Here is a 15,439-nt window from a genome sequence, read left to right as displayed (position 1 = left end):
ATAAGAATCGTTGATTCCAATTGTTATAGTGATTCACTTACTTCATAAAATCTTGATTTATCCCGTCAGTTACTCGCTTACGCTTAAAACTACCTACTTAATACACACGCACAACAGCCAAAATATGACATTTCCTATCTTTGTCGGTAGGTTGTCAGGAATTCACGCATTTTTTTCGCCGTTACTTTTAGATCGTCTAATTTTGGTAAGTAAACGATTCTGAAGTGGTCTGGATCAGGCCAGTTAAAACCGCCTCCGTGAACAAGTAAAATCTTATGCTCGTGCAGAAAATCTAATACGAACTGCTCATCATTGGTAATATTGAAGCGTTTCGTATCGATTTTTGGAAAGATATAAAAAGCTGCTTTCGGCTTAACCGCTGATAATCCAGGGATATCATTGATTGCATTATAAATGTATTCTCTTTGTTCGTAGATCCGTCCACCTGGCAATAGCAATTCATCCACACTTTGGTAGCCCCCTAGAGCAGTTTGGATGATTTGTTGTGACAGAACATTTGAACAAAGACGCATAGAGGAAAGCATATTCAACCCTTCGATATAGCCTTTTACATTTGATTTGTCACCACTCAACACCATCCAGCCGACACGGAATCCCGCCACACGATGTGATTTAGATAGGCCATTCAATGTGACAACGAATAGATCAGGTGCTAAAGTCGCAATCGGGATATGCTCTAAGCCATCCATCACTAAACGATCATAGATTTCGTCTGAATAAATGATCAATTGATGTTCTCGTGCGATTTTCACGATTTCTTCTAATAATTCTTTCGGATATAAAGCTCCTGTTGGATTATTAGGATTGATGATCACGATTGCCTTTGTCCGGCTGGTAACTTTAGATTTGATATCCTCAATATCTGGATACCATTCGGCTTGTTCATCGCATACATAATGAACTGGTTTTCCTCCAGCCAAAGAAACAGAAGCTGTCCATAAAGGATAATCTGGCATTGGCACTAATACTTCATCGCCATTGTCCAACAGCCCTTGCATACACATCGTGATCAGCTCACTGACCCCATTACCAGTATAGATATCATTGATCGTCACATTTGGAAATTTTTTCAATTGACAATACTGTTCAATCGCTTTTCGTGCAGAAAAAATCCCTTTTGAATCCGAATAGCCTTCTGAATCTCTGGCATTCATGATCAAATCACGGATCACTTCATTTGGTGCCTCAAATCCAAATGGTGCTGGATTTCCCGTATTCAATTTTAATATACTGATGCCCTCTTCTTGCATTCGTTCTGCTTCTTCAAGAACCGGTCCGCGGACATCGTAACTTACGCCTTCTAATTTGTTGGATTTTTCAAATTCTCTCATAGTGATCCAATCCCTCGTTTCAAAAAAGTTAGAAATTTCTGATTATACCCATTTATTTCCATATCATACTCCATTCATCTGGATTTTGCCACCGTTTTAAAGAAATCCTAGATGAAAATCAACTTTTTTTACTTTTATTTCTCATGCCGATCGTTCCAAAGATTTGCTGCCCAATCCATAGCAATTCCGATAATCACACCTAAGAATATCCCCATGGTCAATTGTCCAAATGCAGATCCAATGATAATGCCTACCACCATTCCTAAAATTGAAAATTCCCCATCATATTTATTCATGATTTTCCTCTTTCATATCTTGACATCTATTTCGTTACTCGCTATGATTAAAGTGTTGTTTCTTGCAGACGTGATGGAACGGCAGACATGCAAGATTGAGGGTCTTGTGAGCGTAAGCTCGTGTGGGTTCAAATCCCATCGTCTGCATAAATAAGTAAAACTCATGGTTTATGCCATGAGTTTTTTTGTTTGTTATTAAAAAAACAAGGCAGTTCATCGAGTCAATTTACAATTTTTCTACCTATATAAGAGTAATCCATTAGTTCTTGATATCGAACATTGACTTTGTTCTCTCATTTGATGATCTTCTGTTTAGGGAAGAGACTATTTTCAAAAGCGACAACAATGTTTGATTTTTCTAATACCGTGTAGTCTTTGACGACAAATTGCTTGCGGTTATTATAGTAGCCTTTCACAAATATCTTCATTCCTTCATCTACATCGGCAATAAAATTAAGACTATGATTAGCAATCAAGCAATTCTCTGAGCCTAAAGTAAAACGGATCAGTGGTCGTTCCCCTAGTTTGATCGTTCTGATTTTTGAGACTGTTCCATATTTTCTTTCCATTGTCATCTCTCCCCTCATCACCATTATACGAACAAATGTTCCGTTTTTCAAGTGATTTTCCTTGGAAAAACAACTCTAAAAAAGTATCTTTAACGTCTACTTATTCACTTGGCGATCAACGATTTGTTGAGATTTTTCCGCCGTTTGCTTTGCATCGTTTCTCGCTTTTTCTAATTGTGCGATATAACTTCTCAAATTACTATTTTCTGCTGAAATAGTTTCTAATTGTTTCTTCGCGGTTGCTAAATCAGTTTGCAAATTTGTTTTTTCTCGATTTAATTGGCTGATTTGTTCGTTTAATTGATTAACAGTACTTTGCATCTCTGTATATTTGCCCTGGATTTCTTGAAGTCTAGTATTCCATTGACTATTTAGGGTATTGATTTCGTTTATTTTTTGAGTTATTTCATTGATCTTATTGTTGATTTCGATTTGTTTGTCATTTAATTGATTTTCTTTACTAGTTAATTGGTTTTGTAAATTTGCATGTTCAGCAACCAATTGGCTTTTTTGCGTTTCCAAGTCAGTGATCTTTGTTTGGTATTCTTGCGCTTTTGTTTGTATATTTTGAAGATCTTGATTTTTTATTGCTAATTGACTATTTAAGTCAGTGATTTTTTGGTCATGGCTTGTTAACTGTTGATCAAGTTTTTCTAAATTTTCGTTGATCTTAGTGATATCAGATTCTCCACCCCAGAATAAAACTTCTCCTGCAAACCGTGTGCCCGTATAACCAATAGCCCCTAGCAACAATGCAATCAATCCAGTAATCATCCATTTTTTTTTCATGTTCTTCTCCTTAATAAATATTATTATTTTATAACCAGCTAAATCTAATCTTTTACTTGTCTATTGTCAAGACATATCTATTTTAAATTTTCAAATTCTATAAAACGTTGAAATGAAAGGACTATAAATTAAATTACAGGCAATATTTTAGTACAAATTCTTTAATTGTTTTATAATAATAGTATGTCATATAGGAAAGGGGTAATTTCAATGAAAACATTAGATATGATTGCTTTAACATTGTTGATTGTTGGAGGATTGAACTGGTTGTTAGTCGGTTTATTAGAATTTGATTTAGTTGCGACGATTGCAGGCGGCTCTACGACTATTTTAGCTAAAGCTATATATATTATTGTTGGGATTTGTGCTATTTATTGTTTGAAATTCTTTCCAATGATCTCCAATCGTGTTGAACATCAATAATTGGGATTTGATTTTTTTAGAACATGGGGCAACCATTTGCTCCATGTTTTTTTATTATTTACTCCTTTGATTGTCGTCATTAGGCTTAAGAATAGCTATTATGACTGATAGATAGCCACCCATTTTATCTTCTACAATAGAAAAAAACATATTTATTATCCGCTTAATATTTTCTTAACTAATTTTTTTCATCAAAAAACGAGAACATACATTCTTTCAATTAAAAGAAAGAAAGCGTTTTTCGATTACATATGTTTCGTTGAATATTACAAAAAAGGTAGCTTTGTCATAAACTGTTACGTTTTTATCACCTATGAAATGTCTCATCATGGTAAAGTATTACTCGTTAGCGAAAACAGCTAATCAAAATAACTTTTTAAAATACGAAGGAGATCTTTCATGAAATCACTTAAAACTATTCTTTTTGGAACAACTTTGGCCGCCGGCGCTGCATTATTTATGGGTACTTCTGCACACGCAGACGAAGCCTACACTGTTCAATCAGGTGATACTTTATCAACGATTTCTCAAAAATACGTTGGTGACAACTCCTTGATCCAAACAATTGCCGAAGCTAACTCAATCTCAAACATTCACCTGATTTTTTCAGGTCAAGAATTAACTATTCCTACTGGTGAGCAAGCAACTGCTCCTGTCGCTACTCAAGCACCTGTAGAACCTGTTCAAGAAACAGCGCCAGTTGTGGAAACACCTGTAGTAGAACAAGCACCAGTTGTAGAACAAGCACCAGCTACTGAAGTCGCTGTTTCAACTGGTACGAACGATGCCAAAGAATGGATCGCACAAAAAGAATCTAGCGGTTCTTATACAGCAACAAACGGACGTTATATCGGCCGTTACCAATTAGACTCTTCTTACTTGAACGGTGACTATTCTGCTGCCAATCAAGAAAGAGTGGCAGAACAATATGTTGCTTCTCGTTATGGCTCTTGGGATGCAGCCAAAGCTTTCTGGTTAGCTAACGGTTGGTACTAAGAACAATTTATCATTGAGTTAAAAGCTAAATAAAAAATTGGAAGGCTCGAAAATAGATAATCTATTTTCAGAGCCTTCCATTTTTTATTTATGTTACCTTCAATCAGCGATCAACTAATGTTGATTTTACCATCGATCGTTGTTGTATTGACCAATTTTTCTTCGTTATAAATATTGTATAAAATTCTAACATCATGACTGCCAGCATCAGGTAGATTCTCAAAAGGGATAGAGTCTATTCGGTTGTTTGGAGGAATCAATCCTGATTTATACAATTGTTTATTATTTGATGCTAGATAGTATTCTACTTGGATATTGAATGCATTCTGACCATTATTACGTACATCGACACTCGCTTTTCCTTCTTTATCAACTTCTATATCATGTTTCAAAAGAATACGCATTTTGTCTTTATCTACTTGATCTTGCATTGCTTTTAAAATCTCTTCATTACTCAATCTTGACAGATGATCATCTAAATCAGGCAATCCTGCCACTACTTGAGGAGGAGATTGATTAAAATAAAAGTATCCGCCGATCCCTGCTACAAGACATACGAGTAGCAAAGAAAACAAGATATAAGTTCTCTTCTTTTTACTATAATTCTTTTTTTCAAAATTATTACTATGTGCCATTTTTCTCAACCTCCTTTCTCAAAATTATAACTGAAAAGTCTTTCATTCAGGCTCTTTCTACTAAACTGAGTAATGGAATACTTATCAACTTTGCTAAGATTAGTTAGCTAATGCAGAAAAATGGAATGACATCGTGTATGCAGGTGTCACAATAACATCCTGTTGGAAAGGACTAGTGATTGCTCCTTCAAATTTCAAGGATTTTGTTTGTCCTGTTCCAATAGTTGTCAAATAAGTACGAGTATTCAAGAACTGTCCAGAAGCACTTTGCAAACGAACCGCTGCTTCATTTAATGGTGTAAAGAACAAATCTTGAGTGATCCCAGTTGAGCTTGTCTCCGCAAAACTATCTACTTCGATCATCACTCTATGTGAAGTTGAATTATTTGTCATTGCATATAATGGGGAAACGATCTCTGGTTGAGGCGTTCCGTCTTCTGCCATCGCATTTGCATATCTTACAGTCGTTGGGATCGTGATATCGATATAGCGTTTATCTTCTGGATCAACTGGATCCCATTCTCCGATCCATCCTGAAACTTGAACATCTGCTTTGTCATCACCTTTGATCGTTTGTCCCGGTGTATTGTCTGGTTGTCCAGGAATCCATCCCAAGTCATTGGCAGCAACGTTTATTGAACCAAGTCCTAAACCACTTAATAAAATTGTAGATACAATCGCTAAATTACTTAGCTTCTTCATATTGAATTTCTCTCCTTGCTGAAATAATCTATATTATTTCACTAAATTTTTTGTAGTCGTTCTTCTTTTTGATTGAATGTATAAAACGATCCTATCGAAAAAAGAGTAAGCAATAAACCGATCAAAGCAATTCCATTGGTCAAACGTTCCCCAGTTTGCGGGAAATTAGAGGAAGAACCTTCACTTTTGTTTGATGTTTGCTGTTCTTCATTTTGGGTACTCTGCCCTGTGTCGTCTTGATTTTCGGAACTATTACCTAAATCACCGATCGTTGCTTCGACATGAACTGTTTGTATTTCTGATTGTTGAGCATGATAGACAGTTGGACTCATAAAGCATAACAACAACACACCTATCATGTAATACATCGTCTTTTTTATCTCACCCTTCACCTCCTAATATAAACGACACGATTCCCACAAAACAATTATCCTTAAAAAACCAGCACTTTTAAAACCAAGTTTTACCGCCAGTTTGGTAAACAAAATAAGAATATATAGTTATTTATTTTAGTAACAAATACAAACCAGAATTACAATAATTGACCAATCCCCCATATATAACAGTGATAAAATAGCATTATAGAGTCCATATGAAATCAAGAAAAAATAAATAACATATTATTTTAACTAATCAGTTTGAACTTTTCTTAATAATTCCCACCAACAGAAATAATTGCCAACTGATTTTTGTATAGTAGATCAAATCTCAGCAAGTTCATCCACTTTGATGTGATAGTACTCGACCAATTTATCAATGATGGCTTCATCTAAATAGTTAGAAATTCCAAGAGTAGGCACTTCAAAATAGTCATTGAAATATATATCTGTCAGAAGACAATCAAACTTTTTTAAATAATCATTTTGTATTTTTGTCGCAGGGTGAAGAATCTCTATATTGATATTATGTCGAAAATAAAATTTGATTTCCTCTTTGAGCATACACATATGATCATAAGAACTATCTAATAATAGGGCGACATGGAGTTTTATCTTTTGCTTCCGTACTTGTACCCATAGATCTGACCAGGAAGTCAACAACTTGAAGACAGATTGATGGATCATTTCATCTAAATAACTATGAAATGCAGATCCTAATGTCTGATAAATCTCAAAAAATCGGTCTTCTAAATCTTTCACTAGTGTGGGACTGTCTCTTTTTACGTTTTGAAAAAATTCTCGTTTCTTATTATGTAAAATATAGGTGGGTCTTACCATATTCATGGTTGTCCAATAAATATCATGAATCAATTGATCACGATTTTCACAAACTATACCGAACTTATTTTCTAAGTATTCAATTACTTGATTTAGTTTATTTTTTTGATTTACTGCATCAACTTGGACATTTAAATATTGTAATCGTAAAGTCGGATGAATCGGTTGATAAAACTCATAGAAAAGTTGTTGGAGGTTTTCTTCTCTTAAATTGACGACAAACTTTTCATTGATACGTCCTAAAAGTTCTGTTTCATTTGCGAAATGTTGGAAAATAAACGGTATATTCCTCGAGATCAACTGATAATCTTGCTTCAAACGAACAAAACAAATAAATAAATGAAATTTCATATTTCCTAAAAACAAATGATTGTCATTATTGACTAATGCCCAGATCGTATTCTCTTTTACAAATACTTCGATGATATCCGTGATCAGAGAGAGATCATCGCCTTTCATTAAATTCTCAGGTAAATTATATTTTTCTGCAAAGAAAGCAGAAAAAAAATCTCTAATATTCCCTTCATTACCTACAATATCGAGATGATTATTGATTTGAAATTCATATTTACTGATGACTTGATTGATTCGATTAATAACACGTGATACTTGTGTTTCAGATATGTATAAACTATCACTCAGATCGTCTTTTGAACTTACTCTTCTAAAAAATAGTGTCTCAAGTAAGGTATATTCCAAACTTTTACTCAAAATTTTTGAATAGATGAATGCTTTTTGTGTTTTCATATTTTTCTTTAGCAATACTCCTGATCTAAAGGAGGTTTCAATTGTCAGCGGTGCAATCATCTCATTGATTTGTGAAAGATCATTTCGAGTTGTTTTTTCTGAGCTTTCGATCATTTCGGCTAATTCAGCTGTCGTCATCCACTGAGTATCCCATAATATTTCCAAAATCTTCAACTGACGTTTCAAACGTCCATCTAAGATTTCTCTCATTTCGGTTCCACCTCTCCAAACAAAAAATATTGAACGTCTACATTATTTTTAACATAATGATTTATCTAAAAATAATCTCAATCTACCGACCGCTTGGTAAAATAACGTTAGAACTTATAGGTGAATGTATTGAAAATGTCAATAATTCTATCATTAAAAAAATTGGTATAGATTAAAAAGTTAATGTATTCTCATTTATTCAGTGATCATTCTATTTATAACCATTTTCAAAACAGATGTTTAGCAATGATTTTTTGCGTTTTTATTAATTAAAAATAAGAAAAGATATACCAGTATAGGCATATCTAATAAATTGGATTATTAAACAGATTACATCACAAGTTCTTTTCTAAATAACTTGACACTTTCTTTTCTGTTTATAATAAAAGTATGTAATTTGTGAATGAACTCATTATCGAAATAATGTGGGATGCCAATCACCCTCGGTTGTTCGATGGACCCTCGGATTGTACAAACATCTGTCAACACACAGTCATATTTTTCTAATTTTACTTGGCTGAACAGATCAAATGGTGACAAGATATCAACGGAGTACGTACTTCTGAAATGCATTTCGATTTCTTCCTTCAACATACGCAAATGACCAATGGGAACATCCAAGATCAATGCAGCTTTGATCTGATAGGTCTTTTTCATCTCGATCCTAAAATCAGACCACTGTGTAACCAAACTATAGATCGATTGATACACCATATTTTTCTTATCAAACGGTTTAAGTTCAAGTTCTTCATATATTTCTGCAAAACACTCTCTTAATTCAAACATGATTGTTTGATTTTCACCCATTAATTCTAAAACAAATTCTTCAATCACATTGTTCAATATGAAAGTCGGGCCAGTGATTCGAAAACTACTCCATAAAATGTCAGCAATCAATGTATCACTATGGGAACACTCGATATTAAATCGTTGAGATAAATCTTTGATCAGTCGTTCAATTTTACTATGTAAGGATGATTGAAACCTACCAAACTGTTGGCAAGCTCCGGTCACTTTAAAAGGTTCGCAATAGTTGGCAAATAAATTGTATAATATGTCTTCATTCAGTTCAATTTCAAAAGATTCTTTACATCTACGTTTTAATTCTTCGTCATTCAAAATAGTTTTGTAGTTAAAAACAGTTGCTTTTTTTTCTATAAAAGCGCCTTGCTTGCATCGATATAGCGCAGCTAGTACTTTTAAATGTATTTTATTTAATAAAAAATGATGTTGGTCATTCGCTTCAATGATCGTTATGTTTTCCTCATAAAAACATTGGATCAATCGATCGATCAGGTCAAACTCTTCTTTTAAAAGAAGCGGTTCCGCAGAAAGATATTTTTCATACATCAAACTAGCAAATAATTTACGAATATTTATCTCTGAACCTTCAATCGTCAATTCATGACTGATTTGTATTGAAAATTTTTCTAAAACTGAATTTAGCTTGGCCAACAAGCGGTTCAACTGTGTCTCTGAGATAAACAAGCAATCACATAACTCACCTTTAGAAAGCTTCGGATTGATAAAAATTTCTTCGATGATCTGACATTCGATGCAGTTTTGCAAAAACAAAGAATAAAGATGTGTTTTTGAGACCCCAAGTGTTTTATCCAAGAAAACCCCGTGTTTAAAAGATGTTTCAATTTTAAGCGGTTTGATTATTTCATTTAAATGTTTGATATCCGTTCGTATCGTCTTTTCGACTCCCCCGATGACTTGGACAATTTTCGATACGGTCAACCATTCATTTTCCCACAGCAATTCTAATAATGCTAATTGCCTTGTACTTTGTTTATTTAATATTCCTTTCATTTTACTCCCCCAAATCTAATAAAAAAGCACAGTAATAAACAAAAAAAATAACACCCCGTCTGTGATTTTTTTATTTTTTTCTTATATGATTATTCAATTTTCTTTTAGATTTATCATTGAAATAAGATTTCAACAAAAATATATGTACTATTACTTAATCATAATTTTAAAATATAAATCGTCTTATGTCTACAAGAAAAATGAAGATAACATGAGATATTTTTAATTTACCGTTAAATAATATTCGTAATAATAAATGATCGAATAAAAGCATCCGAAATTCAACGCCTTTATTCAATCATTTCTTTATTTGTTATTCTAATATTTTTTTAAATAACTTTTATTGAACCACTACTTCTTTGTGTCTAGTTATCTAAATAAGTCATTGTTCACCTGTCTAAAACATCCAAATCAACTCTGTTTCCCACTTAGAAATGCAAAAACATTTTCTCTGGAGATCGATCCAATCAGAATTTCTTGTTTATAGATGTTGACTGTTTCGACTGCTTCTAGTTGAGCAAATAATTGTTTTAGTGGTGTATCAAGCTGAACCACTCTTCGTTGTTCAGTGATCTCTTTCTCAAAAAAGCCAGCAAGTACAAGTTGTTCAACTGTCTGATCTTTTTCTTGGATCGATTCCTCGAAGAAACTACGTACAAAGTCATTCTTAGGATGCATCAATAATTGTTCTGGTGTATCACATTGGATCAATGCCCCTTCTTTCATCACAGCGATGCGATCCCCTAGTTTAATTGCTTCTTCCATATTATGGGTAACAAAAACAATCGTCGTACCTAATTCTTTATGAAGTGATAAAACAAGCTCCTGCAAGGAAGTTCTTGATAAAGGGTCCAACGCACTGAAAGGCTCATCCATCAAGATCACTTCAGGATTGGCTGCTAACGCCCGAATGATCCCTACACGCTGTTGTTCTCCTCCAGACAATTCTTGTGGCATTCGATCACGATAGACATCAGGATCTAAACCAACTTTTGTCAGTAACTGATCCGAAGTCTCGGATCGTTTCTGTTTTTCCCAGCCTAACATTTCAGGGATCACTTCGATATTCTGTTTGACAGTCATCGTTGGAAATAATGCAATCTGTTGCAAGACATATCCCATTTGCCAACGCATTTTTTGCAAGTTATAGTCCTTTAATGATTTACCTTTGAAATATACCTCACCGACACTTGGTAATGAGAGTCCATTGATCATTTTTAGTGAAGTTGTCTTTCCACTTCCCGAAGGACCTACCAATACAAAGATCTCTCCCTCATTGATTGAAAGGTCTAATTGTCTAATTGCATACTTATCATTAAAGGTTTTTTGGACGTTTTTAAATTCAATCAGTTCGGTCAATTGTTATCCTCCTTCACTAAACCTTGGTCAACCAAAAATTGTCGTGCCACTTCAGCTGGTTGTTTTTTCTCGACATTTACTTGATAATTCATCGTTTGCATCTGTTCTTCCGTTATTTTGCCGCTAAGTTTCTCTAAAGCTGCCACGACTTCTGGATGATCATTGGCAAAATCTTCATTCATCAATGGTGCGCCTTGGTAGGTAGGGAACAAGCCTCGGTCATCTTCTAGGACGACTAAATCGTATTGTTTCAGTTCACTGTCGGTAGAATAGGCATCAACTACATTGACATCACCATTATTTATTGCTTGGTAACGCAAACTAGGTTCCATGCTTTGGACACTCGGAAAATCTAACTGATAAAGTTCCTGTATCCCCTTGTACCCATCTGCACGATCGATAAATTCTAACGTGAACCCTGCCTTGATTTGATTCTCGATTTTAGCTAAATCAGAAATTGATTTTAATTGGTGCTCATCCGCAAAGTCGCGTTTAACAGCAAGAGCATATGTGTTTTGATAAGCCATCGGACTTAAAAGTGTCATTGAGAACTGTTCATTTAACAGTCTATTGGCCTCGTGATACGTTTCTTCTTTTGTTAATTTTTGGTCCTTGATTGATTCTGGAACTGTAACCAGACTCTCTAATACTGTTCCAGTAAACTCAGGATAAATATCAATTTGTTTGTTTTCTAAAGCGCTGAATAGAAAACTGGTTTTACCGAAATTCGGTTTTAATTCGACTTCCGCTTCGGTTTCTTCTTCAATCAATCCTTTGTACATCTGGATCAATATATCTGGTTCTGCACCAAGCTTACCGGCAATCGTGATTTTCTCTTGTTTCAAGAAACCAGTTTGATAAATGGAAGCACCTGCGACTAAAGTCAAAATCAAGCCTAAAGTGATCATCGTATAACGAGGTTTCAAGTGTTGTAATAGACGGATCAAGCTACTGAAAACAATAGCTAACAAGGCGGAGCTGATTGCGCCGATCAAAGTTAAAACAGGTGTATTCCGATCGATTCCTAGTAAGATAAATGTTCCTAGCCCGCCAGCACCGATCAAGGCTGCTAATGTTGCTGTACCAATGATCAATACTAACGCAGTGCGGATACCTGAGATAATGACAGGCAGCGCGATGGGTAACTCTACTTTGATCAATCTTCGAAAACGAGACATCCCAAAGGCAACTGCTGCTTCTTCAATTGATGGATCGATTTCTGCTAATCCTATATAAGTGCTTTGAAATATCGGTAATAAGGCGTATAAGATCAAGGCAATCAACGCCGGTAAAGTGCCAATCCCTACAAATGGAATCAATAATCCTAAAAGTGCAAGTGAGGGAATGGTTTGCAGCACACTCGTTACTTGTAACAAAAATTCTGCCATTCTTTTATGGTTGACTGCCCAAATAGCAAGCGGGATCGCAATCACTGCGGCAATCAATAATGCAATCAATGAAATAGATAAGTGCTGAAATGTTGCTGCGAATAACTCTTCTTTTCTCTCACTGAGCGTTTCGATAAACGTATTCATATGACCTTCCTTTCTGTTCTCCTTTAAGTATAAACATAGCGAAGTAAATCCCCAACTAAGTTGTTTTAAAAAAACTTGCAATCGACTAGATGGTGAGAAGTGATTGCAAGTTTTGTTTTTGTATTTAGTTATTTTGAATCGTACGTAGCTCTATGTTGATAGAAGGTTTCTTCATACCTGCGTTTTCGTTCATTTTGTCGATACTTTTTTTCATCCCACATCACAAACCATAATACAAACGAAGGTAAAAAAATCAATAATGCTGTTTGTAACCCATAATTACCTATAATAATTCCAAAAAATAAAATCAACAACATCGCACCAAAACGTCTCATTGATTGCATCTCTGATCACCTCTATTATTTTATACCGAACGATTGTTCGCTCTTTTATTATACGAACAATTGTTCTCGTTGTAAAGTAGAAGTTGGAATTTTGAACAAAAAAAACAGCCAGTAACTTTTAAAATCTCGTGGGGGAGATACTTGTTTACTGGCTTGTTCAATAATTATTATACTTTAAGTTGTGTGTCAGTGACCAAAAAAGTAAAAATCGGTTGTTTTAACATCATAATCGTTAAATTTAATAAAATAATTTATGTTTTTTTATATTTAAATACATTTTTTTATTTATCACACTATTTTATTCACTATTTTTTTATCTCTAAATTATGCAATACATATTTTTACATAGAATCATTTTTGATTTAAAAGATTGTTTTACAAGGAATGATTGACCGAAATTAAATACACTTCATTATGTATATTTTTTTCTATTTACCTATTGAATTTATAGAGCCGTTCAGTGTAATATAAAGATTGCTGAAAATTTTCAAAAAGAAAAGAGGTTAGAGATGAAACAAGTAAAATTTTTATTAGACTTATGTGGAATTATTTTTGGGGCTGCTCTTTATGGATTAGCGGTAACCGGAATCAATCTCCCTTCAAAATTAGCTGACGGTGGTGTCACAGGAATTGCTCTTTTACTTAATCATTTATTTGGCTTTGCGCCTTCCATCACCTCACTGATCATAAATTTACCTTTATTGCTGATTTCCTTGTTTATTTTTGGAAAACATGCATTTATTCGAACGATCGTCGGAACATTTTCTCTGGTCTTCTTCTTGCATGTATGGGAAAATTTAAATGTCCACTTTGCTGTTGGAAATCTTTTAGTGAATAGTCTAATGACTGGCATTCTTTCGGGAATCGGTTGTGGCTTAGTTTTTCGTTTTGGGGGCAGCACTGGCGGAACCGATATCGTTTATCAAGCAATTGAAAAATATTATCATGTGAATATCGGGAAAAGTCTATTTGTTATCACGTTTGGGATTTTAGTTGTGTCTTTGTTGTATTTGGATTTTACGCATTTTGCCTATACTCTTTTGAGTTGCTCAATTTTATCTTATACATTGAATAAAGTGAAGTACTTCCGCTTCGCTAATCCTTTCAAAAAAATCACAGCTCCATCCCCAACAGTCAATCAATTAGAACCTGTGGAAGATTCATATATAGATTGAACTCTTACCATAAAAAGCAACTGAGGTCGGAACAGAAGTGTTTATTTCTCGCCGTTTATCTGGTTTTAGATAGTGCGAGAGAAACCATGTTCCAGCCACAGTTGCTTTTTTATAGTCATTCTTACTACTTGTCTTATCGAGCCATTTTTCCACCGGTGGATTTGAACCCACCTGACAAAACGACTTTACCTTGCTGGCTACCTTCCTTCACCAACTTCATCGCTTGTTCAAGTGAAGCTCGGCTGATACCATCTGAGTAAACAGTGGTTACGTGGCTATGAAGTTTATTTTCTTCAAATAACTTTGTCAATGTCTCTAGGATTGCGCCTTGTGTTGCGATTTCTTTATTATGATCTGTTTTCGTGAAAACATACTCCCAATGGAAGCTGATTGAATCATTTTTATATTCATTCCAATCGATTTTCGCTTTTGTATTGACGATCATTCCGATATGCCCTAAAGGTTGAATGATTTTTTTTATTTCTGGTAGATAGGATTCAATATCATACAACACTGCGATATAGTCAACACCCTCGCTCCCAGCTTGTTTTAATTGGTCATAAAGAGAATGATGGTAATCTATCGGAACATCTACGCCATTTTTTTCAAGCCATCCAAAATTTTGCGGACTAGCAGTTGCATAAACTTTCATACCCGTCCACTTCGCTAGTTGCGTCATGATCGAACCAACGCCACCTCCTCCATTGATCACCAAAAGCTCTTTCCCTTCATTTGCTTTTTCTTGAGGAACTAACTGAAAATTTTCAAATAGCAATTCATAGGCAGTGAGTGCAGTCAATGGAATCCCTGCAGCAGCTTCGTCGCTAAGATTCTTAGGAGCCTTTGCAGCGATCCGTGCATCAACGATTTGATACTCTTGTTGACTCCCTTCGCGTTGAGTCGTTCCTGCATAATAGACACGGTCATTCAGCTCGAACCCCTTTACAGCCGCGCCCATTTCCCGTACATAACCCACACTATCATAGCCGAGCACAGTGAATGTTTCTTCTTTGACGATTTCTCTTCGCTTCGTATCTATAGGATTGATCGAAAGTGCTACAACTTCGATCAATAAGTCGTGTTCGCCAGGTTTTGGTACCATAGTATCTTCTTCAATCAATTGTGGATAAGGGGTCTCATAAGTAAAACCAAACCTTTTCATTGATGAGGGTCTATTTATCATTTTCCTGTTCCTTTCTACTGCAATAATATAGTCGGTCAAAAAAAAGCTGTTCCGCTCCAACATCCAGACATTTTTTCACAAGTCCTGCTTGT

The 15,439-nt window shown here is 34.8% G+C and carries 16 protein-coding genes and 1 tRNA gene; 4 read left to right on the top strand and 13 right to left on the bottom strand.

Annotated features, from left to right (window positions below; translation table 11 throughout):
- Window positions 1-134: 134 nt before the first annotated feature.
- Window positions 135-1,352 carry a pyridoxal phosphate-dependent aminotransferase gene (locus tag IGK01_RS05495; protein ID WP_023519505.1) on the bottom strand — a complete coding sequence of 406 codons (1,218 nt, stop codon included), beginning with the start codon at window positions 1,350-1,352 and terminating at the stop codon, window positions 135-137.
- Between the two features lie 134 nt (window positions 1,353-1,486).
- A complete protein-coding gene (locus tag IGK01_RS05490; RefSeq protein ID WP_438840546.1) occupies window positions 1,487-1,648 on the bottom strand; it encodes a hypothetical protein in 162 nt (53 codons plus the stop codon).
- A 64-nt stretch (window positions 1,649-1,712) separates the two neighbouring features.
- Between IGK01_RS05490 and IGK01_RS05485 the strand changes: the two genes are divergently transcribed.
- A tRNA-Leu gene (locus tag IGK01_RS05485) sits at window positions 1,713-1,795 on the top strand.
- Between the two features lie 146 nt (window positions 1,796-1,941).
- On the opposite strand, the gene IGK01_RS05480 is transcribed toward IGK01_RS05485, so the two are convergent.
- Both IGK01_RS05480 and IGK01_RS05475 read right to left on the bottom strand, forming a co-directional pair.
- Window positions 1,942-2,217 (bottom strand): hypothetical protein, encoded by a 276-nt coding sequence (locus IGK01_RS05480; protein ID WP_034691354.1) that lies wholly within the window; start codon window positions 2,215-2,217, stop codon window positions 1,942-1,944.
- Between the two features lie 96 nt (window positions 2,218-2,313).
- Window positions 2,314-3,006 (bottom strand): hypothetical protein, encoded by a 693-nt coding sequence (locus tag IGK01_RS05475; RefSeq protein WP_010735710.1) that lies wholly within the window; start codon window positions 3,004-3,006, stop codon window positions 2,314-2,316.
- Between the two features lie 210 nt (window positions 3,007-3,216).
- On the opposite strand from IGK01_RS05475, the gene IGK01_RS05470 reads away from it, so the two are divergent.
- Entirely contained in the window at window positions 3,217-3,429 is a 213-nt protein-coding gene (locus IGK01_RS05470; RefSeq protein WP_010735711.1) for a DUF378 domain-containing protein, read from the top strand.
- A gap of 399 nt (window positions 3,430-3,828) precedes the next feature.
- The gene (locus IGK01_RS05465; protein ID WP_016249999.1) at window positions 3,829-4,425 is read left to right on the top strand and encodes a LysM peptidoglycan-binding domain-containing protein; all 597 of its coding nucleotides are present in this window, start codon (window positions 3,829-3,831) and stop codon (window positions 4,423-4,425) included.
- A gap of 110 nt (window positions 4,426-4,535) precedes the next feature.
- On the opposite strand, the gene IGK01_RS05460 is transcribed toward IGK01_RS05465, so the two are convergent.
- The 8 genes from IGK01_RS05460 to IGK01_RS05425 form a co-directional block, all read right to left on the bottom strand.
- Window positions 4,536-5,060, bottom strand: a complete 525-nt coding sequence (locus IGK01_RS05460; RefSeq protein WP_409173822.1) for a hypothetical protein — start codon at window positions 5,058-5,060, stop codon at window positions 4,536-4,538.
- A gap of 99 nt (window positions 5,061-5,159) precedes the next feature.
- Window positions 5,160-5,762, bottom strand: a complete 603-nt coding sequence (locus tag IGK01_RS05455) for a hypothetical protein (RefSeq protein WP_010735714.1) — start codon at window positions 5,760-5,762, stop codon at window positions 5,160-5,162.
- A 41-nt stretch (window positions 5,763-5,803) separates the two neighbouring features.
- Window positions 5,804-6,130 carry an LPXTG cell wall anchor domain-containing protein gene (locus IGK01_RS05450; protein ID WP_224434657.1) on the bottom strand — a complete coding sequence of 109 codons (327 nt, stop codon included), beginning with the start codon at window positions 6,128-6,130 and terminating at the stop codon, window positions 5,804-5,806.
- 333 nt (window positions 6,131-6,463) lie between these two features.
- Entirely contained in the window at window positions 6,464-7,936 is a 1,473-nt protein-coding gene (locus tag IGK01_RS05445) for a helix-turn-helix domain-containing protein (RefSeq protein WP_438840545.1), read from the bottom strand.
- A gap of 330 nt (window positions 7,937-8,266) precedes the next feature.
- Window positions 8,267-9,751: a helix-turn-helix domain-containing protein gene (locus IGK01_RS05440; RefSeq protein WP_409173821.1), complete on the bottom strand. Its 1,485-nt coding sequence runs from the start codon at window positions 9,749-9,751 to the stop codon at window positions 8,267-8,269.
- A gap of 411 nt (window positions 9,752-10,162) precedes the next feature.
- The gene (locus IGK01_RS05435; RefSeq protein ID WP_409173820.1) at window positions 10,163-11,110 is read right to left on the bottom strand and encodes an ABC transporter ATP-binding protein; all 948 of its coding nucleotides are present in this window, start codon (window positions 11,108-11,110) and stop codon (window positions 10,163-10,165) included.
- Window positions 11,107-12,645: an ABC transporter permease/substrate-binding protein gene (locus tag IGK01_RS05430; protein ID WP_077151639.1), complete on the bottom strand. Its 1,539-nt coding sequence runs from the start codon at window positions 12,643-12,645 to the stop codon at window positions 11,107-11,109. The genes IGK01_RS05435 and IGK01_RS05430 overlap by 4 nt, the downstream gene beginning before the upstream one ends.
- A 128-nt stretch (window positions 12,646-12,773) precedes the next feature.
- Window positions 12,774-12,989, bottom strand: a complete 216-nt coding sequence (locus IGK01_RS05425; RefSeq protein ID WP_010735720.1) for a hypothetical protein — start codon at window positions 12,987-12,989, stop codon at window positions 12,774-12,776.
- Between the two features lie 509 nt (window positions 12,990-13,498).
- Between IGK01_RS05425 and IGK01_RS05420 the strand changes: the two genes are divergently transcribed.
- A complete protein-coding gene (locus tag IGK01_RS05420) occupies window positions 13,499-14,164 on the top strand; it encodes a YitT family protein (protein WP_010735721.1) in 666 nt (221 codons plus the stop codon).
- A gap of 133 nt (window positions 14,165-14,297) precedes the next feature.
- On the opposite strand, the gene IGK01_RS05415 is transcribed toward IGK01_RS05420, so the two are convergent.
- Entirely contained in the window at window positions 14,298-15,347 is a 1,050-nt protein-coding gene (locus IGK01_RS05415; RefSeq protein WP_438840544.1) for a zinc-binding alcohol dehydrogenase family protein, read from the bottom strand.
- Between the last annotated feature and the right edge of the window lie 92 nt (window positions 15,348-15,439).

The sequence above is a fragment of the Enterococcus sp. AZ080 genome (assembly GCF_051714945.1).
Taxonomy (GTDB): Bacteria; Bacillota; Bacilli; order Lactobacillales; family Enterococcaceae; genus Enterococcus_B; species Enterococcus_B pernyi.
Note: the sequence above shows the minus strand (reverse complement) of the source record. Positions and strands in the feature narration are given on the sequence as shown.